This window comes from Microbulbifer sp. CNSA002 (assembly GCF_047324085.1).
Lineage (GTDB): Bacteria > Pseudomonadota > Gammaproteobacteria > Pseudomonadales > Cellvibrionaceae > Microbulbifer.
Genome location: NZ_CP172449.1, coordinates 4,741,906 through 4,768,669 on the forward strand (window position 1 = coordinate 4,741,906; position 26,764 = coordinate 4,768,669).

Sequence of the window (26,764 nt, forward strand, 5' to 3'; positions counted from 1 at the left end):
GGGCGGTCTCTTATCACATCTTCAGTTTACACCGAAAGAATCAGCGATACTTAGTAGCTATAGTTCAAGCCGAGGTAGAACTGACGTCCAAACTCAGTGTATTCACCGAGGACGCCATCTACTCCGTATGATTTCACATCAGCCTCATCCGTAAGATTGTTCGCTGAGAAAATCACATCGATACCATTATCAAATGCGTAGGATATCTGTGCATCGACAGTGGTATAGGCTTGCGCTTCCACTGGTGTGGAGCTACCTGGTACCGGCATATTCAGGATAAATTCATCCCGATAGCGAACATTGACATGGGAGCTGAAATTACCAATATCCCAGAATACTGTAGTGCTCCAGACATTTTCAGAGAGGCCCGGCAATGGCAGGTTTTCACCATAGAGGTTACCGCCACTCACTTCGGTTTCACTCTCAGTATATGAATAGCTGGCGGTCATACCCAAGCCAGCCCAAATACCTGGCAGCTGATCAAAGGTTTTGGTACCCGCAAGCTCGATGCCTCGAATATAACCACCCTTGTCATTGTTCACGTAAGTCTCAAAAGCGCCAGCTTCCAGACCAACGGGAATTTCAATACCCAGGGAATCAAACAGCGCCGTCCGATCTGCCTGGCTGTCCAGGTAGATATACTGCTTTTCTACCAGGCTTTCGATATCTTTCCAGAAAATGGCTGCAGTTACCGCGCCGCCATCTTCGAAATAGTGCTCATAAGCCAGGTCAAACTGGTTTGCACGGAAAGGATCGAGGTAGGGAGACCCCTTGGTCCAAACGTTGTACTCCGTAGCGCCATCGTTGTTAACACTGTTCCAGGAGCCAGCGCCGCCCTTCAGCTGCCCAACTGGCGGACGGCCCATCACTTTAGCTGCAGCAAAGCGAATGTAGTCCTGCTCGGTCAGCTCAAAGTTCAAGTTAAGGGAAGGCAGGGTATCTGTGTATTCGGGGCCGTACTCAACATAGTCGTAGCTATCTGAAGTTACACCCACGTCATCAGTAATTTCGATACCATTGCCAGCACCCACATTTTGGATACCGCTGGACTTCACATCGGTTTCAACAACCCGTACACCGAAATTACCAGTTACTGGAATACTACCCAACTGGGTTTCGATATTGGCCATCAGGTAGTAGGCAAAAACTTCCTCTTTCACAGCACCGGACTCAACGAAAGTCCAGTCCTGGCTAAATACCTTTTTACCTTCGTAATTACCGGCACCAAAAATACTGGAAGCCAGGGCATCCATATCGTTGACTACGAATTGTGGTATCCCATTGGTAGATTCAATGCTGACATAGCCGTCCAGTAGTTGCGGCTCACAATCGATGTCGGACAGGTTATCCGCGCAGTAGTCATTGAATTGACCATCGCGGCTACCGTACAGGAAAGCACCACGCTCAGAATCGAAAGTACGCTCAGAGACACGGAATCCAGTCTCTATAGAGGCAATGGCTCGCCACTCCAAGTCAAACTTGTAATCGAACTTGAAGGCTTCAACTTTATCTGTGTACTCGTGGGGGTACTCTTCGTAGCGCGACAAACGCATGGTATCCAGATCGGTGAAATCTACACCGGAGAAAACGCCTGAGGGAATACCATCACCATTAAGGGAATAGGCAAAGCTCTGCCCAGCAGCTTCTTCCCAGGTCTCTAAGTTCCCATTGTCATCGTAGGTCAGGTCGTAAGCGTGCATGGATACAATCTGATCCTTGCGCGTCTTGGTGCCCTTACTATAGGAGTAGTCAACGGCCAGGGTATGGCGGTCACCAAAATTCCACTCCAGGTTCAGGCCAATACTATCGCTGTCCGCCTGAGTGGATTGATCCTCAGAGCGGGATTCAAACCAGGGGCTGGAATCGTAAACAGTTTTTGGATCGGTAATAATTACCGTTCCATCGGTAACCACTCCGCCGTTTACTTCCGTATCGGAAAGGGTATACATGTCTGTATTGGCCAGCCCACCAACCGTAATACCGTGGCGAGTATCCACACGCTCAAAGTCAGATTTGAAGTAATCCAACTGGGCCTTGAAACCATCGGTAGGCTCAAAAACGACGCTAGCCAGGTAACCATTGCGGGTATCGGTACCATCACCTGACTGCCATTGGAATGCGCGCGGCAAAGCATCTGCGCTGCCGTCACCATCGTAATCGCTTGCCGGCGGTTCATAACCGATCTGGGCGTCTGCACCCGTGCGGGACTTTACAAAGCTATTCGGCTGCTCAAGGTGGGAATAACCCAGGGCGACGCCCACCTTGTCATCCATAAATTTACCCATGTACGACAGCGTGACACGCTCACCGAACTCGTCGGCACCGACGTCGTCTGCTGCGTCGTTAAACGACATGCGTACATTGGCATTAAAGTTGTGTTCTTTCTCGGCGTCGAGAGGATTGGCTGTTTTCAGCTCTACAGAACCCGCTACACCACCTTCAATATGAGAGGCTTTCGGAGTCTTGTAGACCGCCGCCTGATTAATCAGCTCTGCTGGGTACTGGTCAAAAGATATCCAGCGAGTACTTTCGGTATAACCACTGGTAGAGGCCTGCTCACGACCATTCAGAGTGGTCTGCAGGAAGTCGCCGTTCATACCGCGGATATTTAGCTGTGAGGACTGACCGTTGGATCGCACGGTGGTTACGCCGGGCAGACGGCCCAGGGCATCGGCGATTGATTGGTCGGGAAGAGATGACAGCGCGCCCGCATCTATCACATCGGCCACAACATCGGCGGCGCGCTTGGCTTCAACGGAGTCCAAAACGCTGGTGCGAATACCGGTAACTGTTACTTCTTCCAGTGTTTCCTGCTCCTGAGCATAGGCCCCAACCGAGGTGGACACGGAGGCCGCGATGGCAGCAGATAGCAAAGTGGGTCTGAGCGCCCCTTTACCTTTATTGGATAGACTCATCATCTTCTCCCTGGACTTATCGTTATGTTGAGACCCTGCATCCTAGGGCGGCCCCTAATCCATAACATCCTCCCCCGAGGGGGGAGGAGACGGGAAAAAGTGTGAGATCAATCACAGGTGTAATTTAATACACGTTTGTCAGGCCATAACCCAACAAAAGTAGCGGGCAATTACCCCTCAAGCTGTACTGCAGCGCCAATCAGAGCCTGATAACCCGCATTCAACGCGTATACCGGAACGGCCTCCATCCATTGAGCGACACGCCCTTTCGTCAGGAAACGCTGCTCAAACTCGCTCTCAGGTAGCAGTTCAGCGATCCTGGGCAGTATACCACCGCCCAAAAATACCCCGCCACGAGCGCCCATGTACAAGGCCGCATCCCCGGCCGCACTGCCGAGGAAATTCAGGAAATCTATCAGAGCTTCACGGCACAGCGGATCTGAACTTTCAAGGCCTCGGGCGCTGATATCGGGAGGCGTCAGGTCCTCAGCGGTCTCTCCGTTCAGCTCGCAAACTGCGCGATAGAGATTAACCAGCCCATTGCCCGACAAAACCCATTCGTTGAAAACAGGTAACTGGGTTTTCATCAGGATTTGCAGCAACTGCAATTCACGCTCAGTGGAGACTGTCAGGTTGGCATGCCCGCCCTCTCCCGCCAGCACATGGTATCGGCCATCGGCTTCAGCCAGTCCGGCAACACCGAGGCCGGTTCCGGGACCGAGCACCGCCATAGGGGCACCTGCCTGCCGGGGAGTATCGCGCAGTACCTGGTAATCTGATTCGGCCAGACGGGGCAGAGACTGAGCCAAGGCGGCAAAATCATTAATCAGCTCTAGGTGGGGAAAGCTAAACTCTTGCGCCAGCTCCCCGGCGTCAATAGTCCAGCCCAGATTGGTCATATAAACCTTTCCACCTGTTGGAGTCATCTCCAGCGGACCGGCTGCTGCAATACACGCCTTTTCCGGGCGCGGCTGGTTTAACCCATCAAGCCAGTGCTGTAGTGCTGCATCAAATCCCTCGAAGCGTTGGCAATCAACGACTTTGAGTTCTTCCAGCTGGTAACCCTCTGCTACAGGCTTGGCGATGGCAAATCGGGCGTTGGTCCCACCGATATCCGCTACGATACTCGTCATAGTTATCCTTCTAACTTCCCCCTAAAAAAGGCGATATAACTTAAGGCGTCAGACAAAATATTGCCAGCCCCAAAGCTTACTACAGAGGACAACTCACCCTATAAAGAAACCGCATGACCCCATGCATGACCCAGATAAGCTCGGTAAACCTCGCAACAGAAAACCAAACTGCAACTTTCAGTCACTTTATTTTAGCGATCAGCGGGGGGGATATTTTTCACGCTATCGGTAAACGAGCAGATTTCATCTTTACTAAATCGAGTATTGACTCGCTTCTGTGAGGCCGGTTGATAGCTAATACCCACACCGCTACGCCGTGCAACCTGGGGCCGAATGGGGCGGGGGCAAAAATTACCGCCACAGTTAGGGCAGACGTTACTGAGAAATGTCTCGACGCAGGGCTGGCAGAAAGTACATTCGTAAGTACATATCATCGCCTCTTCCGAGTTTGGCGGTAGATCTTTATCGCAATTCTCACAGTTCGGCCTTAACTCCAGCATCCCAGTTCCCTCCTTGTTCGCTAAATAATTTTTTGAAGTTTATTAGTCTTAATTTCTCGCTCAACCTCCCTACACAAAGGAAGTTATCCCAACAGAAAATAACTACATAAAACCTGTATAAGCTTTATATATGGAAGATTAAATAGCTTTTTATATTAACGACTTACTCTATCCAATAGTGGTATTAAAATGACAGTAAATCGACAAATTCCGACATGCTCAACTGTTACAAAATCAACATTGCAAAATGCTTATCCAAGCCATCAAATTGATGACTATCTCTTGATAAGATAACCACATTAATTAATTTCTAAGAAAGGAAAACCAACTTAGACACTTCCCTCAGATTCCACAACCAGAATGCGAGCCTCACCAACAGGATGAGCTACATGTTCCGTGCCCTCAGAAGCGTGGAATATATCACCAGGTTCAAGAAGTTCCGATTCGGTTCTACCTGCCACTTTGTAAAACATTTCTACATGACCATCGAGAACAGCGAAGACTTCCTGGCCATCATTGATATGCCAAATATAAGGTTTATTAGTCCAATGCAGTTTAGTGGTAATCCCGTTCATATTTGCGATAAGTTGCGATTCCCAGGGCTTACTACCGGTAAAATCTCTGCTACGCACTATTTTCATAATGTTTATTCCAATATCGCTTTATAAAATTTCCGGAACCATCATTTAGAGAGTCGGTAACTATAAGGCGGATTCTTCAGGCGCAGGTGAAGTCATGACACCATTTTCATCAGCCTTTTTTTCTGCCAGCTCATCAACTCGCCTCACCCCAAAAGTCACCGTTGGTGGAATTCCCATCCCCAGATCGATGTCCGCAACACGATAATTGCATCCCCTGGCTTTAAGAATGGCATTCACCTTCTCCTGCTTCTCAACCGCTTTGATAACGGTATTGGCTATTACTTCATCACTGCTAAAAGCGGTTACGGACTCATTGACCCTTTCACCGAGTTCCTTGGCTTTATCAAAAATACCCATAATTTCCTATTCCTTCTTTATTCATTCGCGGCCGAAATCATAAGTTAAATATCTATTTTTAGGAACCACAAGCAGGTAGCCCTGACTCCACCTCGGGGCAACAACAATCAAAGGTTAAGACGAGCTGGTCACTTACAGCAGAGGCTTTGAGTAACCAGTTAAAAGGGGCCCATTAGTCAGCACCAGGCCTTTGTACAAAATAAGCTGACCACCTATTCATGAAGCGGCAAATCCGCTGGATTATTCATGCCAAAACCTATTTACCCCTATAATTTCGAGACTCTCCCCCTCTCGTCTTGCCCACCCCAGATTGATGTGTCACTATCATTTTTTTGAGGTTTGGTAACGATAAATGAGTGGGCGCAAGCAGTTCGATGAGTCACAAGTACTAGACAAGGCCATGCGCGTTTTCTGGGAAAAAGGCTACAAAGCAACTTCCTTGTCGGATCTTGAATCGGCCATGGGACTGAATAAATCCAGTATCTACAACACCTTCCAAAGCAAGGAAGGGTTGTATGGCCGCTGTCTGGAACATTTCCACACCCAATACGCCTGCGATGCTATGGATACCTTGAATCACCCGGACTTCCGCACAGCCATGGGCGGCTTCCTGGAAATGCTTCAGTCTGGTATGGAGAGCTCTGAAACTCCTGAAGGCTGTATCGCTACTATGGCAGCAATGGAGGTGGGTGCCAGTGAAGGGTTTCTCGCTGACCTGGTAGCCAAGGGTACCAATGATATGCTGAACCGGATCGAAACCCGTATGCAAAAGGCTATTGACGATGGCCAATTGCAGGCCGATGTCGATTGTGCCGCCCTCGCCGCGATGGTTATGGCGGTAAGCCGAGGCGTAGTGGCCCTGAATAAAGGCACGGGCAGTACCACAGCAGGCAAAAACAGTTACCAACAGCTATCCACAATTCTGGACCAGTATACACTTCCCTAAAAAAAGCCCACCCCAAAACTTCTTGCCTCTTTGGGGTGGGAATGGGGGTATTCCTGTGAGAATTAACTTTTAAAAATAGCGACGTAATTCCAACTGAAAATAGTCGTCGTTGCGCAAATTGTAGGTAGGATCTTCTTCATCGGCATTACCGAAAAAACGCGCTTCCGCTTCCATTAACCAACGGTCATTTAGTCGGTGGGTCAGTTCCAGATTGGAAAAACGACTACCGTTATCCAAATCGGTACTTACGGCAAATAAAAGCTCCGTATCCTGTGTATTATTTAGGGCGTATCGCGCACCTATTGCAATGTCATTTTGACTGGCCGTAGACCAAGGTCCGGTACGATCATCAAATTGATACTCCATTAATACCCCAAGATCTGAGATCGTTTCGCCAATACCATAAAATGTATATTCGAAACCGCCGACAGCCGCTGTCTGGCGATCTTCACCGCGAGGTTTAAATGAAATAGCTTCAAACTTCCACAACCAATCTCCACGGGTAGTTTGGATGTCCACACCCGTCTGATCGATCTGTGCATAGTAAGGCGCAAGCAAGCCATCTTCCGTAAGCAATAATAATGGATCCCGATTAGTGCCGGAAAAATGGCTGAGACCCAGGTCCCAATCCCCAAGTACATGGCTGTAACGCAAGGCCCAATCTATGTGCTTCTCCTCCCGGTCAGATTGATAGACCGCAGCATCCTCATCCACCGGCAGCGGAGCACGCAATCGCCCTTCCCGGCCAGCAAACTGACGCTCGCGAAAGCCCAGTAAACCGTACACCTCCAGTGTTCCCCAATCACGCTCCATCAGGAGGTTAATCATGGGTTGGCCAAGCTTGTCTTCACCATCGATATTTTCCAGCGCATCATCCTGGTTAATCACATCCACCAAATGCACGGTTTCAGTAACTCCCCAAAATACTTTGCGCACCCCGGCGTAAAGCTCGAAACTATCGTAAGCTTTCCACCAGTAAAGCTCGCCGAGATCCGCGTGATTGCGATCGCTATCCTCACTGTCCCAGCGTCCAAAGACACTGGCCACAACACGCTGGTTTCCATCGTCAAAATCCCGGTAGTACTCGAGATTTAAAGACGCAGAAAGACCGGCATCACTTTGTGCTGAATCCAAAGGGTCTGCGGTGAATGCGCGGGCCTCCAGGCCCGCATAACCGCTCAACTCATTTGCTCCAGCCATATGACTCAACGCCGCCAATAGTGGCAACAAAGTGAGTATTTTTCGGTTAACCATGGGCGCAATCCCTATTTCGCCCTGGAGAGACTATTTTTGGTGAAGTCGCGATCGGTAAAACCATTGCCAAATACCCAGTCGCCGTACAACAACTCTGTGGATTTACCAGTCTGGTGATTAACCATTTCCATTTTATTGGCTCGCCAGTATTGATCGCCGTACTGGTTGTAGTCGGAAATCGTGAGGGTCTTCATCAGGTCCCCTTTTCGGTCATAATAGTCGGTTCTCCATGCGCGGTACTCCTCTGTATCAACCCAAAGGTGTTGAATGGAATAACCGGATTTAGGATCAACCGGGTCCAACTCCAGAACAAAGTGATCGCGGCCATCGAAAGACTCGTTGCGCAGATATTTGTAGGTGTATTTCTCCACCTCCTGTGAGGCGATATCTTCATAGGAGAATTCACTACCCATAAATGGTCCAGACTTGTTACTGGAGGAAATACGCTTTACTCGCTTTAAAGCAGGCAAATAGAGCCACTGGTCATCGGATCCCACTTTATGAGTAAAGGACAAAAATGCTGTGCCCTTTACATCCCGAGGGTTGTCAAAAATCACCAGGGATTTATCTCCGTCATTTTCCTGCTCCAGAGTTTTGGTGCGCATAGCCCGCACACTCTCCTCTCCATATTTATTGCGCAGGGTCATTGTTAGGCTGTTGCTGAGATCGCCGAATCCCAAGTCGCGGCGGTCCGCCTCCTTGGCAATTTCCAGACCTTTTTCTGCGGCCAGATCCAGTTCACTGGCAGAAACAGATAAAGCTGCCAGAGCCAGGGCACCTGCTAGGGCCCGTGTCAAAAACGGTTTATTAGAGCGGCTGGGTTGCATAGTTTTGCTCCTTATTTTCAATAGGGGTGATAGCGGGGTCGTACGCCTTGGCATCGAGCTTCATCAAGAGAATCGGAAGAAGTAGGAAATCCGCCAGCAAGGCCATCAAAATGCAAATTGCGGTCAGAAGTGCCATGGAAGAATTCATACCGAAGGAGGACTGGGCCAACACCATAAATCCGGCAATCAGAATGACTGAGGTTACAACTATCGCTACACCCACTGAAGAGAAGGCGTAACGCAGTCCGTCCTCCACGTTATAGCCTGCACGGCGCTGGCGCAGGTATTTACTGAGGAAGTGCACTGTGTCATCTACCACAATACCCAGTGCCATACCGGTCACCATAGTGACAGCCACATTGACTTCAGCTACCAGTGCACCCCAGAGGCCAAATGCCAGGCCGGCCGGCAACAAGTTGGGAATTAAGCTTAAGAAACCGAGTTTGACACTGCGCAGGGCAATACCAATCAGTGCAGAAATTAACACCAGCGCAACCAGAGTGCCCACCAACATGCCCTCCATATTGCGCTCGGCAATATTGGCAAACATGATCGCCGGACCTACACCATAGGCAGTTACACCAATGTTTTTCTCCAGCCAATTACTGCCGGCATCCGCTACCGATTTGAGTTCTTTCGACTTGAGGTTATCGAGAGTCACAATAATCTGCGTCGACGACTTAGCCACATTCAGCTGATTATTTAAATCCAAGCCATAGGGAAGAGACAGCTCGTACAGTAATAAATACTGGGCTGCCAATTCCTGCTCTTCAGGCAACCTGTAGTAGGCCGGATCGTCAGCATGCAGATTTTTGTTCAAGCGCTTGAAAGTATCGCCAATGGTATTGACATGGCGCACCCCGGGCTGGGCCTGCATCCACTCAGTGAAACGCTCCAGATTGGCAAGAAACTCCGGATTGCTAACACCATTGTTGTCACCGGATTCGATCGAGTAAATCAGCTGGTAAATACCAGAGAGGTTGTCATTGATATAATCTGAATCGGTTCGGAACTCCACAGATTCATCAAAGTAACCAACAAAGTCATCATTAATCTCATTGTTTGGAATCATTGCCAGTAATCCCAACGAGATAATGACTCCCGCGAGTAATATTGGGCGCTGACGGCGAATCACAAAATCTCCCAGAGTATCCATGGAGCGTCCAATTTTGGATTCACTGGCGCGACTCTTGGCTGGCAGTATCGCCATCAATGCAGGCAGTAAGGTAACCGATAAGAAGAAAGCCACCATCACACCCATCGCGGTAATATTACCCAGATCGTGGAAAGGAGGCGCATCGGAAAAGTTCATCGACAGGAAGCCAATGGCGGTAGTGATCGAAGTTAAGAACACAGGCCCCATGTTGAGCTGCAAGCTCTCTTTAATTGCATCCTGCTTGCTGAGTCCACGGCGCATTGCAGCAAACAGGCTCACCAATATATGTATCGAATCCGCCACTGCAAGAGTCATGATAATGGTGGGCGCAGAAGCGGAGGGCGGTGTCAATTTAACACCTATAAAACCGGCCAAACCCATTCCTGCGGCCATGGAGAAGACGATAACCAGCAGCGCTGCAAAAGTCGCACTGAAGCTCCGCACCAACAAAAATACAACTGCAATAATCACCAGGTACATGAGCGGAACTAAGGTGCTCATATCTGACTGAGAGGCTTCAAAAAATGCATTACTCAGTAAAATAATACCGGTCGCATAGACCTCTACATCGTATTTTGCCTCAATCTCTTCCATCAATGCCTTTGCAGCTTCAGCCGCTTCAGGGGTTTCATGCATGGATTTTTGTGGAAGCTGGAAGGTGATATTGATTCCTGTAACGGAACCATCACTATTTACCAGGCGCTCCTTCAAGGTGGGATCTGCCAGCGCTACAGCCTTGATAGAGGCCAGGGTTTCTGCATCTAAATTGCTGGCATTTTCCACCAAGTCCTGTACCAGGAGGTCATCTTCCTCGGCAATGGTGTGCTGGAAGTTGGTGATTGAATCCACCCGCAGCGCATAGGGTAACAACCAGGATTTCTCGGTCATCTCCTCTACGGCTGCCAGGGCATCATTGGAAAAGGCATTGACATCTTTAGGCACTACCGCAAACAGAATATTGTCATTCTTGGTATAAGTGCGCTGGATTTGCTCATAGGCCTGTAACTGCGGATTAGATTTACTAAAGAATGCCTGGTAGTCATTATTGAATCCCAGAAATCTTGCTCCGCTTGCAGCAAAGAAGGCTAACAGTAGTGCGCCAATGGCTACCAACCATCGATATCGAATAAGCCAATCCGCATAACGGCTGACCCAATTCGAAGGTAATTGGGGGGATGACATTAAATCAGCTCCTTCAAACAACTTGATAGAAAAATAATGAATCAACAACCTAAGCAAATGAGTATTTACTTACGGCCACAGAATCCCGTAGTAGCCAATATAAAATCAGCTACAAAATTTGATAAAAAGGCACACTAATGCAATCAGCCAAACCATAAATATGACCGAGACATCAATTAAAAGCTATCGCTTTAGGCGCTATAAGAACCACTTCTTTGTAATTAATGGTAGCCAACTATCAGGAAAAGCTTACCTTTCCCCAACACAGGGGCGACCGCGAGAGAGCCGCTGAGTTAAGAGAATACCTAATTTACAGTGTCGTAAATCTAACAATAAATATAATAATTATTTATATGTACCTGGGATATACAGATATATTAGTAACCTGCCTATTATTATCACTATAAATTAACTCGTTAATTATCCTCTAAGAAATAATTAGGGGGCTCGACAAATTAAACATCTCTAATTATTTCCAACCTATGACCAATCAGTATCACCTTCTGTATCACCCAGTCTCGTGAAAACCTTGAGAACCTCCTGCAGCCCTCATTGTTCTGTGGTTATAGCTCTTTCCACAATCTATGCAGAACATCTTGAACCGTTCGGTTCACCATGTCAACAGCGGAAACTCAAAATATATAAAGGCAAAGCAGCTCGAGGGAGTCGGTTACGCAAAATCTGGGGTAGAATCGGCCGACGATAATGAGAATGAAGGAATTGTGCTGTGAAAAAACTGCTCCTGCCCATCGCAATCGGTGCATCGTTGCTGGCTACTCATGCCTTTGCAAGCGATCCTAAGCCTCAGCAATTGCTGGAAAATACTGAATCCAAAGTGATCGAGTGGCGTCGCCACCTGCACCAGAACCCAGAACTGGGCAATCGCGAATTTGAAACAGCCAAATATATTGAAAAACACTTACGTGCACTGGGCCTTGAAGTTGAAACAGGTATCGCCCATACCGGCCTTGTGGGCTTTTTGAGAGGCGGCAAACCGGGGCCAACTGTTGCCTTGCGCGCGGACATGGACGCTCTGCCAGTCACCGAGAGAACCGATGTGCCCTTCGCTTCCAAAGCGAGAACTACTTACCAAGGTAAAGATGTTGGCGTTATGCATGCCTGTGGCCACGATACCCATGTGGCCATGCTGATGGGCACTGCCGAGGTCCTGGCAGGCCTTCGCGATGAGCTGGCTGGAAACGTCTTGTTTATATTCCAGCCCGCAGAAGAAGGCGCACCGGACAATGAAGAAGGTGGCGCGGAGTTGATGCTCAAAGAAGGAATCTTCAAGAAGTACAAGCCGGATGTGGCCTTTGGCCAGCATGTCACTTCATCACTACCCACCGGCGTCATCGGCTATCGCTCGGGCCCGCTTATGGCCGCTGCCGATGAATTCCGTATTACCATCAATGGCCGCCAAACCCATGGCTCACGCCCCTGGGGTGGAGTGGACCCTATTGTCGCCGCGGCACAAGTCGTAATGGGCACCCAAGCCATTGTCAGCCGCCAGATCGACATCACCAAAGAGCCCGCAGTCGTTTCTTTCGGACGTATTGACGGTGGTGTCCGCAACAATATCATTCCCGATAGTGTCTATCTGAATGGCACCATCCGTAATTTTGATATGGATAACCGTGCAGAAATTTTCAAACGCTTAAAAACCACTGCGGAGTTAATTGCTGAAAGCTCCGGTGCAAGCGCAGATGTGGAGATTCTGGAAGGCTATCCGGTAACGATAAATAATGCGGAGCTGACAGAAATGGCCCTGCCTATTCTGAGATCTGCTGTCGGCGACAAGAATGTTGTAGAAGTACCCAAAATCACGGGGGCAGAAGATTTCTCCTACTACGCCAATGAGGTCCCTGGCTTTTTCTACTTCCTGGGAGTAACTCCTAGGGATCAGGATGCTAGCCAAGCTCCAAGCAATCACTCACCGCTTTTCTATGTGGATGAGGACGCTTTGCGTAAGGGTACTGAAGCGCTGACCCTGTTAACTTTGGATTATATGGCGAACTATAAAAAACAGTAATTGTAAAGGAGCCCCTCTTGGGGCTCTCTTTCACAATTATCTATTCCTCAACATCTAAGGTTATAGTTTTTTCAGTTGTTGCTCCATCATCATCCGTAATGCTGAATTTGAAAGACAAAGTGGCGGGCTCTGCTGGTGTCATAAAATAAGCAGTCAGCTTGTCCGCATCAATCAATTCAACTGCAGGGCCAGATACCTGCTCCCATTTCTGGCTCACAATAGTTCCATCCTGATCTCTTGAAGCCCCACCGCTCAAGGTCGAAATTGTATTAATCTTAACACCGCCAACAGCCCCATATGCAACAACCATAAACGGTGGAATGTTCCCTTCTACGATTACCGTAAATATACTCGTTACTATTTGGCCATTGTTATCTTCAACCTCCAGCTCAAACTCCAGAGTAAACTCACTTCCCGGGTTTTGCGGTGCTATAAAACTCGCACTACCATCAGTGTGAGTTATCAATTCAATCCCCCTATCGGAGAGGGAACTCCAGCGATAGTCGACAATATGCGCACCAGGGACATCCCAAGAAATGCCAGGAACCAGTAAGACATTTTCACCGGGCTCAACTTCTTGAGTAGTGCTTATTACTTTCGGGGGAACTAACTCAACATCTACGCTGACTGTCATTTGGCTTGTCGCCCCTCTGTCATCAGTGACACTCAATTTAAATGACAATACAGCTGGCTCTGCTGGAGCTTTAAAATTGGCAATTAAATTATTAGCATTTACTAATTCAACGGGTGGACCCGATACTTGCTCCCATTGTTGGCTCACAATATATCCATCTGGATCATTTGAATAGGAACCATCTAAAGTCACATTTGTATTCGGTTGAACCACTCTCATAGTTCCAACACCCATATTTGGGGGCACATTCCATTTTACAAGTACATTGTATATACCCGTTGCAGTCAGACCATCGTTATCTTCAACCTCAAGCTCAAACTCCAGTGCTAATTCTGTACCCCAGGGAATTTGAGGTGCTGTAAAGCTCGGAATTCCATCGGCGTTGACTGCCAATTCAATATCCGTATTGGAGAGCGAACGCCAACGATAATCTACAATATGACCATCACTATCCGAAGCCGATATAAAAAATAAAACTTCTTTGCCTGGCTCTACCGTTAGAAAAGCATTCCTGACCACAGGAGGTGTTAACACCTTAACAAAAAAAAACCTTTTCTGTTCAGTTTTTGCACCACCGTTATCTTCAATCTCAATCGTAAATACTAATGCTGAGAAAGACACTCCTGGCTCTGCAACTATCCTTGGAACAGTAAAGGTTACGGAACCATCATCAAGCTCTTTCAGCTCAATACGCGGGCCACTAGAAACCTGCTGCCAATGATAGCTAACGATGGTTCCATCGGGATCATAAGACTGGCCTGCGGATAATGTAACCTCTTGGCCGGCAGTAAATGCTGACATTGGCTGATCGACTATCAAAACAGGAGCTAAATTAACTCCAACACTAACCGCCACTTTGCTAGTATTCTTTAGACCCTTATCATCCTCAACTTCCAGCTCGAGAATTAACTCCTGTACAACTCCAGTAATTTCGGAGGGCGCGGTAAAGCTAGCGAAACCATTACCAGAGTCATCTAAGATAACAGGAGTACCGGAAATCTGTGTCCAGCGGTAAGCCACAATACTGCCGTCGGAATCTGAAGACAGAGTACCATTGAGCAGTACCGCCGAATTACCTTCAGCAGTTTGATTTTCACCGGCGATAGCCGTGGGTGGCTGGTTGATATGCCCAGCACCACCTTTTAATATAACCAATCCCTGTAACGGATTTGCGACAACGATATCCGCAATACCATCCCCGTTGATATCTCCACTAGCCATACTCTGGGGGCTAGTATAAGTTGCACCAGGAATGGCAATTTGTTCACTCAAAGCCAAGGTACCATCATCTTGCTGTTGATAAATTCTTAAGAACTCTCCACTGTCCGGCAAGACAACTAAATCAGCAAGGCCATCATTATCAATATCTTTTATTAAAAGCTCTCCAGGAGGACTTCCAAAGCTGTGAATTTCAGGTTGCTGTAATAAGCTATCTTCTCCCTGGTAATATACAGCGATTCTTAAATTATCCTGCCCTCCACCCACTATTGATAACGAAATATCATTGCGGCCATCATTATTAAGGTCACCAATTGCGATTCCTTTTATTTTAATATCATCATTAACATCAGCATTTCCATCTAATTCAATACTGCTAATTTCGCTCAACCTCAAAGAATCATTCGGCGCTAGAACAACCAAGCTATTTTGGAGAGACCCGTTAGCAATTAGAGAAATATCTGTTATACCATCTCCATCCACGTCACCCAGTGCCACCTGCCCTGGACTTTCAATAGCTAGATCGCTAGCGCTACTCACATAGGTAGATGACTCCCCTACTTTATGGGTTATTACAGCACCATTCTCTCCCCAACTAATCCCGAGAATTCCTTTATCACCATTATTACCAAGGTTGACAATTGCGACTCGCTCAGAATAGGAGTTCTCCAAAGATTCCGCATATTCTAAACCGTTAGCAGGATCTTGCAGGTATACCTCAATTATGCCGCCATCAACCCCAACAATAACATCTTTCAAATCATCATTATCAAGATCACCTACTGTAATAGACTGAGGCAGACTTGCCTCTCCACCTGCAAGCGGGTAGTCAATAGACCCTGTCAGACTACCAAATTCATCCTGTAGAAATACTTTTAGCTTAAAGTCATTTTCGGGATCAAAGTTACTCGATGTAGTTAGTACAACATCATCAAGTCCATCATTATTAACATCGGCAACAGAAACTGCCTCTATTTTTGATCCTGTGGAATAAATCTCTACCGGCTGAAACTGAACCTCTCCAATTGCAGTGCTTGCAAGCAGAAAAGCAGCTGAGGAAAGAGCAAAATATTTTGCAAGTAATTTAAGTTTCACAACATCTCCTTGTGTAAAATCGCTTCAAAAGCGGAAGTAAATTAGCACAAAATGTGAAAATTAAGTGTGATCAATTATGAAAGAAAATATCAAGAAAAGACACAAGAGCAGACACTAGTACCGAAAAATAAATTTAAAAATTAATCTTCAAAACAAAAAAATGTATTTCTTTAAGTAAATTAGGCAGGTAAATAGATAAAGTTAAAAGGGACCTCCTAGATTTTTTCTAAGAAATAAAAAAGCGGCCTAAGCCGCCTTTTTATTTCTTTTAATTAAACACGCTAAGCGCTTTCCGAACGTCCTCTATTAGGACGCCGTCTCGGAGCTCGTTGTGGTTTCTGTCCATCACTGCGACCAGCCTCAGCACCGCGCCCTTTACCGTTACCGCCCGCGCGCTTAGCTGGGGCCCCTTTACCCGCAGAGGCGTTACCACTGCGGCTGCTAGAATTTCCACGCCCCTCAGGCTTACCGCGTCCATTACCGCGGTTGCCCCGACGTTCCTCGCTATTGCCGCGCGCTTCACGCCGCCCTTCACTCTTCTGAGAGTTACTCGCAGGGCGCTTGCTGGAGCCGGGCTTTTGCAACCCACCCCGCTTTGGATTACCGGATGCGGGCACCTGGTGGTCTGGCTCAAACTCTTCGATTTCCTCGCGCGGAATTGGCTTGCCGATCAAGCGCTCAATATCGCGAAGCTGCTTAATCTCATCAGCGCTAACAAGGGATACCGCTTGTCCCTGAGCGCCCGCACGCCCTGTGCGGCCAATACGGTGGACATAGTCCTCAGGCACATTGGGCAAATCAAAATTTACTACCTGGGGCAGCTGGTCAATGTCGATGCCTCGGGCCGCGATATCAGTCGCCACAAGAATCTGAACCTTGCCAGCCTTAAAGTCCGCCAGGGCACGAGTTCGTGCATTTTGACTTTTATTACCATGAATGGCTGCTGCCAGGATGCCGTCACCTTCGAGCTGCTTCACCAGCCTGTTGGCACCATGTTTAGTTCGGCTAAAGACCAAGGCTTGGTGCCAGTTATTCTCCCTAATCAAATGACTAAGCAGTTTCGTTTTTCGAGCCTTATCCACAGGATGGAGTTTCTGTCGCACCGTTTTAGTAGTGGAGTTGCGTGGACTGACATCAATTTCCAGCGGATCTTTTACCAAGCCTTTCGCCAGCTGACGAATATCTGGTGAAAAAGTTGCGGAGAATAGAAGGTTCTGGCGCTTGGCCGGTAAAATCCTCAATACTCGTTTGATATCGTGGATGAAGCCCATATCCAGCATGCGGTCTGCTTCATCAAGTACCAGGGCTTCTAAGCGATCGAAGCGAATTGCCCCCTGATTGTGCAGATCCAGCAAGCGCCCAGGGGTAGCTACCAAAATATCCGCTCCGCCTCGCAGGCGAGAAATCTGGGGGTTGATCTTCACACCACCAAACACCACCGCATGGCGCATAGGCAGGTACTGGCTGTACCCCTGCACATTATCGAAAACCTGAGCCGCCAATTCACGGGTTGGAGTGAGTACCAGTGCGCGTACTTGCCCTTTTCTAGCGCGCTCCCCCTGGCTAAGACGATGCAGCAGCGGCAATGTGAAGCCCGCCGTCTTACCGGTACCAGTTTGGGCTGCGGCCATAATATCGCTGCCCTTCATTACCGCAGGAATAGCTTGTGCCTGGATTGGCGTAGGCGCAGTGTATCCCTGTTCTGCAACGGCACGAGCAATCTCCTGGGCAAGGCCCAGATCTTCAAACAACATAAATAAACCTCGAACTGCGCCGCAGGCGCAATCAAACACACTCACTCCCCCTGAGGGAATGAAGAGAGAAATCGGAGTCGACATCGGGAGCCTGTATTGCTCCCAGCGTGTACAGCCGTCTAATCGCCAGTCCTCGTAACCGGCGCGCGGCATTCAGTAGAAATTTCCTGGAAGAATTTTTGAAAAGTTCCGGAGGGGCTACCGGCGGATCACCGGCCTACAAATGACGCAGCTGAGAAAAATCAGCGGCGGTACTATACCACACAAAGGCTGACTGTATAGTTTCACCCAGCCAAACTCCTTTCCTTTATAGGTTTATACAGAGCAGTTGTTGGGGAGATCGTCTTCAGGACCGTAACATAGTTTCACGTTCGCAGCGCGAGCGTCTATCTTTGAGGTACCCCATCCCGTTGCGAACTTGTAAAACAAAGCTGCTCAAAGCAGCCAGGATAGGAACCGTTATGTCACCCAACAACAGTGTGAGTACTGAACACCAAGTTGAGCTGATCACCCTCGGCAATGGACGCAAAGTCTCAATACGCCCCATCTGTCGCAGTGATGGCCAGCTTGAGAAAGAACTAATTGAACAGTTGTCTCCAGAAACTCGCCGCGATCGCTTTATTGGCGGAAGCTGTAAAGCCAGCCAAAAACTATTGGAGTTACTCACAGATAACGACCACCATGTACATGAAGCTTTTATTGCACTCTGCAGTAGTGACAGAGCACAAAGAGCCGTTGCTATAGCACACTACGCACTTGACGTTGACGGACGCGCTTGTGAGTGTGCCGTTGTGGTGAGCGATGACTGGCAGGGGTTAGGTTTGGGACGCTTAATGTTAAAGCGACTCATCAACTGCGCTCAGGATCAGGGGCTTGAACGAATCTATTCGATTGAGTCAGCACAAAATAGACGAGTGGACAGTTTCGCAAAATCCATGGGCTTTACCTGTAAAGCCGATGCCAAAGACTATACCCTGCTCACCTATACACTAGAATTGAAAACTAATCTTGAGACTAATGGCTTTAGTCACAAAGAGGAAGTTTCCCGAATAAATTTGGAGTAAGTGAGTAATTTAAGAATTTAAGTCCATATTTATATTTATTTATCTATATGAAGCAGGTGCCCTTGGTACTTGCTTCACCTATTTTCTACTTAACTGTACATCGTTTTCCTAATACAGTCTTGGCGACCTCAAATTACTTACAGTTATTGGTCTTTTATAATACGACCTCAAGAAAAGTTGGATCACCACCGTCCGCCAAATTTCCATATACTTATTTTGTATTTATACGCTCCACAGCAGGGTACCGCTCACTTACCCATTCATGGCAGATATCTGCCAAGCATTGGGCTAAATCTTTCTCACTAATTTCCGAAGGTATTGATATCCCGGCACTGCGACGCTTACCTTCATTGCTCTGATAGAATGTGGCCCAGCTATTCGACTACCTTTCGATAAACATCTCTTTATCAAAAATATTATATTTAAATTTTTTCATAAAAAACTACATAGAATAAAAAAACTCCACAGGTTTACAGTTACCCACATAAAAATTATTGTAAATTCTCAGTTATACCATCCCTATTTTGTGTAAGTACTTGATAGCTACCGATGATTCTTTCAATCAACTCTGGGGTTAAATCTAAAGCCTCACATTTCTCGCCATTTGCTACAATTGGGGCCAATTGATTAAATTCTTTCTTCAATTCCATAACATGTAAAGAATACAAATGTAACAATATTATTAACAACTCAACCTCTTCTTGCTTGATTATTACTCTTTGCTCAGCCAACTCAATAACTTCAAAAGCGTACTGCTTCTGTCCTTTAGCAGTCAAATTTTCCCAGTAATCTGGTGTTTGCGAAATAGCAAGCTTTGCTTGAAGAGCATTGAAATTTTTTTCACGCTTCGAAGCCAGCCTTGCTATTGGCAGCAGCCGGTCTTCCTGAAAAATTTCCCTGAAATCATCCATATAATACCGGGCCTTAGAAGCACATTTTTGAGGAAGGTCCACCCAGGAGCACGACGCAATAAGAAAATTAATAATTATTAATGACAAGTATTTCATAGATAAACCCCCTTAAGAGCGAGACCTCTATTCAACGAAAACCATACTGAAACAGAAATGTAACATCGAGACTTGTCAACTTGCCACTATGTATCCATTTAGAAACAACTGCCATCAATAGAACACCATCTGGAAAAAAGGATTAACTTTCCAATAAGCAGTAATTACAATCGGTACTACTACAAAGAAAAGCACTATTCCCCAACGTCCTCAGAAATCCATTACCTATAGTGTAAATAGTACGCTTACCACAAGAACGGCCCCTAGTTTCGATGAGATAGGGTATCTGCAGGAGTTAACTTAACTCCTGCAAACCCAATAAGTTCTTCTTTTATATCACTCTTCTTTAGTCAAAAAAATCATCACACGCCAATGGCCCACTAAATTCTAGCAAAGCCTGGGGCATTTGAATTTGCTCCTTCAACTGTCCAAATTGATACAGATAGAAGTTGACATCTGCCTGCATGGATTTCATATAACTCTGCTCACCACCAAAAATAATTACAGAGGGAAACTCCAGCGGATAAAAGCTGGCAATATCTGCTTTTGCTTCGACAACTAACTTGTATGAAATTTTGTTAAGTTCAACTTGTAGATAACCTGAACAAGCATCAGCTTCCCGCTTAACAGAGAAACCATTAAAAGCCGGTAAAAAAATCAGGTCATACTCTTCAGAAACATATCGCCCCGCCCACATTTCAATCTCTGAGTCACCCAGTTTAGCTCCGGTAATCATATAGTAGAGGTCATCTGTTAGCCCCATTGAATAGATCATACCGGCACTGGATTCTTTGTCATACCAGCCCTTATCCAATTGCGCATAGCCAACACCGGCTAGAGACATAGAACCATCAAAGTAACTGTAATTGACTGGGGTACCGACCGTATATAGGAACCACTTTCCTCCTACCCCAGGTATCTCAGGAATAAATCCAAAAGGGGTTTGACCGGGGTTTAACCCATGCCAGTAATGGTGGTGTTCACCAGCCCACTCCATATTAAACAGGAAATCTGGGTGTAAGACCTGTACACCCTGCTCATCGGCCACAACTACTCCCGGTACTTCATAGTAGAACTCATCAATACCTTCAGGGTGCTTCAAGATCACTTCATCAAAAAAGAGATCATACTTCGTGGTAGCTCCGGCCTCTGAAGAAAAAGCTAAATGGATATAGGCTTTAGGCTTGGCAACTGCAAAGTCAGGTGCAATATAGGTTTGTAAGCTAACTTTGAAATATCCCACATCGGGAATTGCAATGTTATAGAACCATTGCTCAGCCCAGGTTTCATCAGAGCTAGGCTCATGTGCACTTAAGTCACTTAGAGTGGTAGCACCAACAAATATGGGAGATATCATTAATCCGATTACAATCAGTATTCTTTTTATCATAAAATACATTGAATAATCCTCTTTTACTCTTCACTAGTTACATTACGACAACAACGTTTAAGCTGGGCATTAATCCAAAGCCGAATTGCCAGCCACAAGATACTAGCCGTACAGTGCAAGATTATTTTTCATTTCTTATGGGTATTAATTATTTGCGATCTATTCTACAAAGATAATCAAATACATTTATTTTAATTTTTTGGTCAATCAACCTTCTACTCAATAAAAGTGGATAGTCATAAAAGCAGCGTGATATTCCTCTTTAATCGCGAATAAACACCTAAACTGTTGGATAAAATTCCCTCCTCTCGGCGCTTTAATTAACATGAATAAGAATATTCCTTCCAAGTTACCAATATTGATTGGTGGTGAGTGGATTCAGTCCAAAAGTACTGAGTGGCTGGATGTAACCAACCCCGCTACCGGCGATGTTATTACACAGGCGCCATTGTCTACCCCGACTGAACTGGAGAATGCAGTAATTTCCGCCAAAGAAACATTTGACCAATGGCGAAATACGCCGGTTACCGCAAGAGCACGGATTATGTTGAGGTACCAGGCGCTTCTGAAAGAAAATCAGGAGCTGCTGGCTGAAATCCTCAGCGAGGAAACAGGTAAAACTTTTGAGGATGCCAAAGGGGACGTCTGGCGCGGTATTGAGGTTGTTGAGCATGCAGCCAATATCGCTTCACTAATGATGGGTGAAACCGTAGAGAATGTTGCCAACACCATCGACTGTTACTCCTATCTACAACCTATTGGAGTTTGTGCGGGGATCACACCATTTAATTTCCCCGCAATGATTCCACTGTGGATGTTTCCAATGGCGATTGCCTGTGGGAATACTTTTATTCTGAAACCCTCTGAACAGGATCCTGTCACGCCTTGCAAACTGGCCGAATTATTTGCTGAAGCGGGGGCTCCAGCAGGTGTTTTACAGGTAGTACATGGCGGCAGGGAACAGGTGGATTTTCTTCTAACGCATCCCGGCATTCAGGCCATTTCATTCGTTGGTTCAGTCCCCGTAGGGCGGCATATTTACCAGATGGGTACCCAGCACCTAAAACGAGTTCAAGCTTTTGCCGGTGCAAAAAACCATATGGTCGTGATGTCCGATGCCAATAAGGCTGCGGCTATTAATAATATTGTTGGATCATCCATCGGAGCTGCCGGGCAACGCTGCATGGCGATTTCCGTCGCTGTACTTGTTGGGGAGACACAACAATGGGTAGACGACATTAAAGACGCTATGTCAGCTATCAAGCCCGGTCATTGGAAGGATACGCAAGCGGGCTTCGGTCCACTAATATCACCCGCTGCTCGTGCGAGGGTGCTTGGGTATATCGCCCAGGGCAAAAAGGAAGGCGCCCGCTGTGTATTAGATGGCTCTGAAATTACTGTCGAAGGGTTTCCCAATGGAAACTGGGTTGGTCCCACCCTATTTGCCGATGTAACTTCGGACATGTCGATCTATACCGACGAGATTTTTGGTCCCGTACTTTGCCTGGTAAATGCCGACTCCCTGGAAGAAGCAATCCAATTAATCAATAACTGCCCCTATGGCAATGGCACCTCAATATTTACGGCTAGTGGCGCTGCCGCACGTAAGTTCCAACACGAAATATTAGTGGGGCAAGTCGGTATTAATGTACCTATTCCAGTGCCATTACCTTTCTTTAGTTTTACCGGCTGGCGAGCGTCTTTTTACGGTGATCAACACGCTTATGGAAAACAAGCTGTACGGTTTTATACCGAAACCAAAACTGTTACGGCACGCTGGTTTGACAGTGATATAGAGCATGCAGAGCACACCAACTTAACCATACAGCTCAAATAATGTTAACTGGAGAGCAGCATGACTAAAACAGTCGCATTTTTAGGGTTGGGCCATATGGGACTGCCTATGGCCACCAACCTGGTCCAGGCGGGCTTTGAAGTTAAAGGGTTTGACCCGGTCACTGAAATACTGGATACCGCTGTAGAAAGCGGTATCAAAAAGTGCTCCTCTCCCCAAGAGTCCGTCGAGGAAGCAGATTTTGTGGTAAGCATGCTGCCTAATAGCGCGGCGGTTGAGTGCCTGTATATTGATGCCGACAAACTACTCGACAGTATTTCTCGCGACTGTTTGATTATCGACTGCTCCACTATTTCTTCCAACAGTTCTAAGCGCCTTATTCGTGAAGCCAGAATCAAAGGCCTGCAAGCCATTGAAGCCCCTGTTTCCGGGGGAGTGGCGGGTGCTAGCAAAGGAACTTTGAGTTTTATGTGTGGGGGAGAGGCCGGTGATGTCGACAGGGCCCGGGAAGTTCTAGAGCCAATGGGTAGCAATATTTTCTATGCAGGAGCAGCGGGATCTGGCCAAACAGCAAAGATTTGTAACAATATGCTGCTGGCTATTCATATGATTGGTACCGCTGAAGCCCTACAAATGGGGGTAGATAATGGACTCGACCCCAATGTGCTCTCCGACATTATGTTAAAGAGTTCAGGAGCCAACTGGTCCCTACAAAATTACAATCCCTATCCCGGAGTAATGCCCGAAGTTCCAGCGAGTAAAAACTATAGCGGTGGCTTTATGGTAAAACTTATGTGTAAGGACCTGGGGTTGGCGCAGGAAGCAGCCACTCAGAGTAAGAGCTATACGCCTCTCGGCTCAATGGCGCGCAATCTCTATGGAATTCTCAATTTGCGCGGAGGTAGTGATTTGGACTTCTCATCTATTCAAAAGCTATTTCAAGAAGTGGATTAGCCGCGTAGCAGGCTGGGTATCCACAACCCCTGCCGCAGCTCCACTTCTCTCCAGCACCAGTTACTGGCTATGGTTGCATGACTTTACCGAGAATTCGGATTTCACGCACTTGATCCCACTCTATAGCAAAGTAGAACTTTTGTTTGCGTCCAGCATTACTGGGAATCGTGAGTTCTTCAGGGTTTCCTTTGCCCCTAAACAAGTTGGTTGCATAGCCATCCTGATTAATAAGGAATACTACGATAACATCAGCTTCCAGAGTATTGATGAGAGCAGCACCAATTGAACTCTACCCTGATTTACGCCCATCATCGATGCCTTCTCTGTCGCCATCCATGATGGTTTTTTGCCAAACTTGACGATACTAGACATCACTGATTCTACCGCTTTCCCTACGCTACACTCCTACTCACCAGTATTTTTTCGTGCAAACACAGAGGAACATAAAATAAGACGGGCAAATAAAATCGTTATTCGCACTGATATCTCCATATCCTTTACTATCCATTCCAGCCTAAGCCAGCTCCGGTTAGCTGGCTTAAGTTGGGAATATTAGCAAAAGAAATATTACCTGGAAAAACGATTAGTGCTTGGGCGGTACAAAATCAGGATTACTGTCCCTGCCCTGTTGCTGCAATTTGAACCTCTCGAATATTTACATGCTGGGGCTGGGAGTACATGAACATAGCTGTGCGAGCAATATCCTCTGCATTAATTGCACCACCAATGGATTCTTTCCATTGTTGATAGGCCTCAATAATTTCTGCTGAGGTAGTGTGGCTTAGCAGCTCTGTTTCCACCGCGCCGGGGCATATGGTCATTACACGTACCCCGGTAGGCGCCACTTCCTCGCGCACGGTTTCACCAATAGCAGAGACAGCATATTTGGTACCACAGTACGCAGCATGATTGATAAATGTTTTTACTCCAGCAATCGAACTGATATTGATAATGGTCCCGGAATGGCGAGTTTTCATATCTTCCAAAACTGCCTGCATACCGTTAAGCAAGGCCAATACATTCACATCGAACATTTGCCGCCACTCATCGGGGTTCTGGGTTTCAATATTGCCCAGTAACATTTTGCCGGCATTGTTAATCAGACAGTCAACCGGGCCGAACTGAGTCTCAGCCTCACGAATTGCCCCGCGCAAGGCTGCCATATCAGTCACATCCACTTTCCTGCAAAGAGTATTTGGCAGATTTAAAGCTTCCAGTTTGTCCACACGCCTTGCCAACAATAATAAAGGATGCCCGGCAGCAGACATATGTTGGGCAATGGCAGCACCAATACCTGAACTGGCTCCAGTAATAACAACGAGTGGTTTGGACATGGGCTCTCTCTCCTTCAATGAGTTATCCCGGCGGATAGTTTTGTTTAAGTAGACCCAGTATAGGAATTCCGACTAATATGATTAGCCCAACCAATCGGAAAACATTGTTTGGTTTTTATGAACAATATCTCATGGCGCGCTATTCGTGCATTTATTCAGGTGGCCGATGCCGGAAGCTTCACCGCTGCAGCGCGGGACAGCGGCTTTTCCAAGGCCAATTTGAGCCAACTGGTCACAGAGCTGGAAACAACCCTGGATATACAGCTTCTCTACCGCACGACAAGACAACTGCGTCTTACCGAGATTGGTGAGGGTTACTATTTGCGTTGCAAGCAAGCGATGCAGCAGTTGGATTCAGCCGCCGAGTGGGCCAGTGAATCAAAGGGAGGACTGGAGGGAAACATCCGCATCAACGCTGTTGGTGGCGTTATCGGGGAGAGCTTGATTGCTCCGCTGGTGATCAAGTTTCAGCAGGCCAATCCAGGAGTTAGAGTCCATCTGGACTTTTCCAGCACCCGAGTAGATTTGATTCAAGACCAGTACGATTTGGTGATTCGTATGGGCAGTTTGCCGGACTCCTCTCTAATCGTGCGTAAACTTCACACTATCAAAACCCGATACGTAGCCAGCCCAAAGTTCCTTCAAGAATATGGACCTATAGAAAAACCTGCTGACTTAGCATCTGTACCGCTAATTTCCGGCAGTGTGGATCAATGGCTGCTAACACGAGGTAAGAATCAACAGGTTGTGCAAGTTGAAAACAGCACTAAATTGATTAGCGGAAGGGTAATGCATCGCGCTGCAATTGAGGGACTTGGAATTACCCGGCTAGCAGATATCTATGTCCAGGCAGATATTGCCAGTGGACGCCTGGTTGAAATTCTGCCCGGCTGGTCTGAGTCTACCGAGCTCTCCATGGTATGCCCGCCCCTACGCCACCAATTATTACGGGTGCGCAATTTGATGCAGTGGCTCAAGGAGGGTTTTGCAGATATTTATTTACAGGCTTTAGCTGTTAGTCCTATTGAATAAAGTACCTCAAATAAACGCGAACAATTTGTCTCTGTGACTATCTTTTCCTAATTACCGTCAAAGTTCACCTTCTGATTTTTTTATTGCCTGTAATTCCACCGGTGACAAAGCCTTGTAGCCACGCAAATAGGGCCAGCCATACCCCCAGCGAAATGGGGTGGGTAAAAAAGGCGTACCGCCAACCCGAACTCCAAGTAACATCATTAGTGCAACTTCTTCTTCCCCGGTTCCAGCTACACAGACTTCCAGATCTTTATCCGCTTGCTCGCGTTCATCGTATGTGCCCCCTTTCCAGTAGGCATAATCATGGGCAATACAGCAGTCGAGCCACAACTCCTGTTGATCAAAAGTTCCATCGGGAAATGCGCTACAACCATCAGTAGTAAATGGTTCTATTTCCTGCGCAAAGGCTTCCAAACTCAATAAGGAAATGAACAATAACCAGCGGCACATCAGTTCTACTCACACACTCGAAAAAAGTAAATCGGCTCGAACACTGGAATATAACCCCACCTCTTCGATAAACCACTAAAAATTGAATTTGAGC

General features: G+C 47.0%; 20 protein-coding genes. 6 read left to right on the top strand and 14 right to left on the bottom strand.

Annotated elements, in window-relative coordinates; genetic code table 11:
• Positions 1-50: 50 nt before the first annotated feature.
• The 5 genes from ACG1BZ_RS20940 to ACG1BZ_RS20960 form a co-directional block, all read right to left on the bottom strand.
• Positions 51-2,915 (bottom strand): TonB-dependent receptor, encoded by a 2,865-nt coding sequence (locus ACG1BZ_RS20940; protein WP_413663514.1) that lies wholly within the window; start codon positions 2,913-2,915, stop codon positions 51-53.
• Positions 2,916-3,085: 170 nt separating this feature from the next.
• Positions 3,086-4,048: a glucokinase gene (gene glk, locus ACG1BZ_RS20945; RefSeq protein ID WP_413663515.1), complete on the bottom strand. Its 963-nt coding sequence runs from the start codon at positions 4,046-4,048 to the stop codon at positions 3,086-3,088.
• 191 nt (positions 4,049-4,239) lie between these two features.
• A complete protein-coding gene (locus ACG1BZ_RS20950) occupies positions 4,240-4,548 on the bottom strand; it encodes a DUF1272 domain-containing protein (protein WP_413663516.1) in 309 nt (102 codons plus the stop codon).
• Positions 4,549-4,877: 329 nt separating this feature from the next.
• Positions 4,878-5,189 (bottom strand): cupin, encoded by a 312-nt coding sequence (locus tag ACG1BZ_RS20955; RefSeq protein ID WP_413663517.1) that lies wholly within the window; start codon positions 5,187-5,189, stop codon positions 4,878-4,880.
• Between the two features lie 60 nt (positions 5,190-5,249).
• Positions 5,250-5,546 (bottom strand): hypothetical protein, encoded by a 297-nt coding sequence (locus tag ACG1BZ_RS20960; RefSeq protein WP_413663518.1) that lies wholly within the window; start codon positions 5,544-5,546, stop codon positions 5,250-5,252.
• Positions 5,547-5,898: 352 nt separating this feature from the next.
• Here ACG1BZ_RS20960 and ACG1BZ_RS20965 point away from each other — a divergent pair, with 352 nt between their 5' ends.
• Complete coding sequence (locus tag ACG1BZ_RS20965; RefSeq protein ID WP_413663519.1) at positions 5,899-6,492, top strand: TetR/AcrR family transcriptional regulator; 594 nt, start codon at positions 5,899-5,901, stop codon at positions 6,490-6,492.
• Positions 6,493-6,561: 69 nt separating this feature from the next.
• Here the strand turns inward: ACG1BZ_RS20965 and ACG1BZ_RS20970 are convergent, their stop codons facing one another.
• The 3 genes from ACG1BZ_RS20970 to ACG1BZ_RS20980 are packed head-to-tail and all read right to left on the bottom strand — an operon-like array spanning position 6,562 to position 10,911.
• Positions 6,562-7,746, bottom strand: a complete 1,185-nt coding sequence (locus ACG1BZ_RS20970) for a hypothetical protein (RefSeq protein WP_413663520.1) — start codon at positions 7,744-7,746, stop codon at positions 6,562-6,564.
• 11 nt (positions 7,747-7,757) lie between these two features.
• A complete protein-coding gene (locus tag ACG1BZ_RS20975; RefSeq protein WP_413663521.1) occupies positions 7,758-8,573 on the bottom strand; it encodes an outer membrane lipoprotein-sorting protein in 816 nt (271 codons plus the stop codon).
• A complete protein-coding gene (locus ACG1BZ_RS20980; RefSeq protein ID WP_413663522.1) occupies positions 8,554-10,911 on the bottom strand; it encodes an efflux RND transporter permease subunit in 2,358 nt (785 codons plus the stop codon). Before ACG1BZ_RS20980 ends, ACG1BZ_RS20975 begins: the two co-directional genes overlap by 20 nt.
• A gap of 727 nt (positions 10,912-11,638) precedes the next feature.
• Here ACG1BZ_RS20980 and ACG1BZ_RS20985 point away from each other — a divergent pair.
• Entirely contained in the window at positions 11,639-12,940 is a 1,302-nt protein-coding gene (locus tag ACG1BZ_RS20985) for a M20 family metallopeptidase (protein ID WP_413663523.1), read from the top strand.
• Between the two features lie 40 nt (positions 12,941-12,980).
• Here ACG1BZ_RS20985 and ACG1BZ_RS20990 read toward each other — a convergent pair whose 3' ends face one another.
• Complete coding sequence (locus ACG1BZ_RS20990; RefSeq protein ID WP_413663524.1) at positions 12,981-15,887, bottom strand: PKD domain-containing protein; 2,907 nt, start codon at positions 15,885-15,887, stop codon at positions 12,981-12,983.
• 281 nt (positions 15,888-16,168) lie between these two features.
• A complete protein-coding gene (locus ACG1BZ_RS20995; RefSeq protein ID WP_413665893.1) occupies positions 16,169-17,641 on the bottom strand; it encodes a DEAD/DEAH box helicase in 1,473 nt (490 codons plus the stop codon).
• Between the two features lie 461 nt (positions 17,642-18,102).
• Between ACG1BZ_RS20995 and ACG1BZ_RS21000 the strand changes: the two genes are divergently transcribed.
• Entirely contained in the window at positions 18,103-18,705 is a 603-nt protein-coding gene (locus tag ACG1BZ_RS21000; RefSeq protein ID WP_413663525.1) for an N-acetyltransferase family protein, read from the top strand.
• 491 nt (positions 18,706-19,196) lie between these two features.
• Here the strand turns inward: ACG1BZ_RS21000 and ACG1BZ_RS21005 are convergent, their stop codons facing one another.
• A complete protein-coding gene (locus tag ACG1BZ_RS21005) occupies positions 19,197-19,712 on the bottom strand; it encodes a hypothetical protein (protein ID WP_413663526.1) in 516 nt (171 codons plus the stop codon).
• A gap of 346 nt (positions 19,713-20,058) precedes the next feature.
• A complete protein-coding gene (locus tag ACG1BZ_RS21010; RefSeq protein WP_413663527.1) occupies positions 20,059-21,102 on the bottom strand; it encodes a hypothetical protein in 1,044 nt (347 codons plus the stop codon).
• A 325-nt stretch (positions 21,103-21,427) separates the two neighbouring features.
• On the opposite strand from ACG1BZ_RS21010, the gene ACG1BZ_RS21015 reads away from it, so the two are divergent.
• Entirely contained in the window at positions 21,428-22,939 is a 1,512-nt protein-coding gene (locus tag ACG1BZ_RS21015; protein ID WP_413663528.1) for a CoA-acylating methylmalonate-semialdehyde dehydrogenase, read from the top strand.
• Between the two features lie 18 nt (positions 22,940-22,957).
• The gene (gene mmsB, locus ACG1BZ_RS21020) at positions 22,958-23,851 is read left to right on the top strand and encodes a 3-hydroxyisobutyrate dehydrogenase (protein WP_413663529.1); all 894 of its coding nucleotides are present in this window, start codon (positions 22,958-22,960) and stop codon (positions 23,849-23,851) included.
• Positions 23,852-24,462: 611 nt separating this feature from the next.
• Here mmsB and ACG1BZ_RS21025 read toward each other — a convergent pair.
• Positions 24,463-25,185, bottom strand: coding sequence for an SDR family oxidoreductase (locus tag ACG1BZ_RS21025; RefSeq protein WP_282931032.1), 723 nt, complete (start codon positions 25,183-25,185; stop codon positions 24,463-24,465).
• Between the two features lie 117 nt (positions 25,186-25,302).
• Here ACG1BZ_RS21025 and ACG1BZ_RS21030 point away from each other — a divergent pair, with 117 nt between their 5' ends.
• Positions 25,303-26,217, top strand: coding sequence for a LysR substrate-binding domain-containing protein (locus ACG1BZ_RS21030; protein ID WP_413663530.1), 915 nt, complete (start codon positions 25,303-25,305; stop codon positions 26,215-26,217).
• 57 nt (positions 26,218-26,274) lie between these two features.
• Here the strand turns inward: ACG1BZ_RS21030 and ACG1BZ_RS21035 are convergent, their stop codons facing one another.
• The gene (locus ACG1BZ_RS21035; RefSeq protein WP_108734714.1) at positions 26,275-26,670 is read right to left on the bottom strand and encodes a hypothetical protein; all 396 of its coding nucleotides are present in this window, start codon (positions 26,668-26,670) and stop codon (positions 26,275-26,277) included.
• Positions 26,671-26,764: the final 94 nt, after the last annotated feature.

What these genes read in the sequence shown, in the direction of transcription:
- ACG1BZ_RS20980 (WP_413663522.1), bottom strand. Translation starts at nt 10,911, where the DNA reads ATGTCATCCCCCCAATTACCTTCGAATTGGGTCAGCCGTTATGCGGAT.
- mmsB (WP_413663529.1), top strand. Translation starts at nt 22,958, where the DNA reads ATGACTAAAACAGTCGCATTTTTAGGGTTGGGCCATATGGGACTGCCT.
- ACG1BZ_RS20940 (WP_413663514.1), bottom strand. Translation starts at nt 2,915, where the DNA reads ATGAGTCTATCCAATAAAGGTAAAGGGGCGCTCAGACCCACTTTGCTA.
- ACG1BZ_RS20950 (WP_413663516.1), bottom strand. Translation starts at nt 4,548, where the DNA reads ATGCTGGAGTTAAGGCCGAACTGTGAGAATTGCGATAAAGATCTACCG.
- ACG1BZ_RS20960 (WP_413663518.1), bottom strand. Translation starts at nt 5,546, where the DNA reads ATGGGTATTTTTGATAAAGCCAAGGAACTCGGTGAAAGGGTCAATGAG.
- ACG1BZ_RS20975 (WP_413663521.1), bottom strand. Translation starts at nt 8,573, where the DNA reads ATGCAACCCAGCCGCTCTAATAAACCGTTTTTGACACGGGCCCTAGCA.
- ACG1BZ_RS21035 (WP_108734714.1), bottom strand. Translation starts at nt 26,670, where the DNA reads ATGTGCCGCTGGTTATTGTTCATTTCCTTATTGAGTTTGGAAGCCTTT.
- ACG1BZ_RS20965 (WP_413663519.1), top strand. Translation starts at nt 5,899, where the DNA reads ATGAGTGGGCGCAAGCAGTTCGATGAGTCACAAGTACTAGACAAGGCC.
- ACG1BZ_RS21000 (WP_413663525.1), top strand. Translation starts at nt 18,103, where the DNA reads ATGTCACCCAACAACAGTGTGAGTACTGAACACCAAGTTGAGCTGATC.
- ACG1BZ_RS21005 (WP_413663526.1), bottom strand. Translation starts at nt 19,712, where the DNA reads ATGAAATACTTGTCATTAATAATTATTAATTTTCTTATTGCGTCGTGC.
- ACG1BZ_RS20970 (WP_413663520.1), bottom strand. Translation starts at nt 7,746, where the DNA reads ATGGTTAACCGAAAAATACTCACTTTGTTGCCACTATTGGCGGCGTTG.
- ACG1BZ_RS20995 (WP_413665893.1), bottom strand. Translation starts at nt 17,641, where the DNA reads ATGTTGTTTGAAGATCTGGGCCTTGCCCAGGAGATTGCTCGTGCCGTT.
- ACG1BZ_RS21030 (WP_413663530.1), top strand. Translation starts at nt 25,303, where the DNA reads ATGAACAATATCTCATGGCGCGCTATTCGTGCATTTATTCAGGTGGCC.
- ACG1BZ_RS21015 (WP_413663528.1), top strand. Translation starts at nt 21,428, where the DNA reads ATGAATAAGAATATTCCTTCCAAGTTACCAATATTGATTGGTGGTGAG.
- ACG1BZ_RS21025 (WP_282931032.1), bottom strand. Translation starts at nt 25,185, where the DNA reads ATGTCCAAACCACTCGTTGTTATTACTGGAGCCAGTTCAGGTATTGGT.
- glk (WP_413663515.1), bottom strand. Translation starts at nt 4,048, where the DNA reads ATGACGAGTATCGTAGCGGATATCGGTGGGACCAACGCCCGATTTGCC.
- ACG1BZ_RS21010 (WP_413663527.1), bottom strand. Translation starts at nt 21,102, where the DNA reads ATGATAAAAAGAATACTGATTGTAATCGGATTAATGATATCTCCCATA.
- ACG1BZ_RS20955 (WP_413663517.1), bottom strand. Translation starts at nt 5,189, where the DNA reads ATGAAAATAGTGCGTAGCAGAGATTTTACCGGTAGTAAGCCCTGGGAA.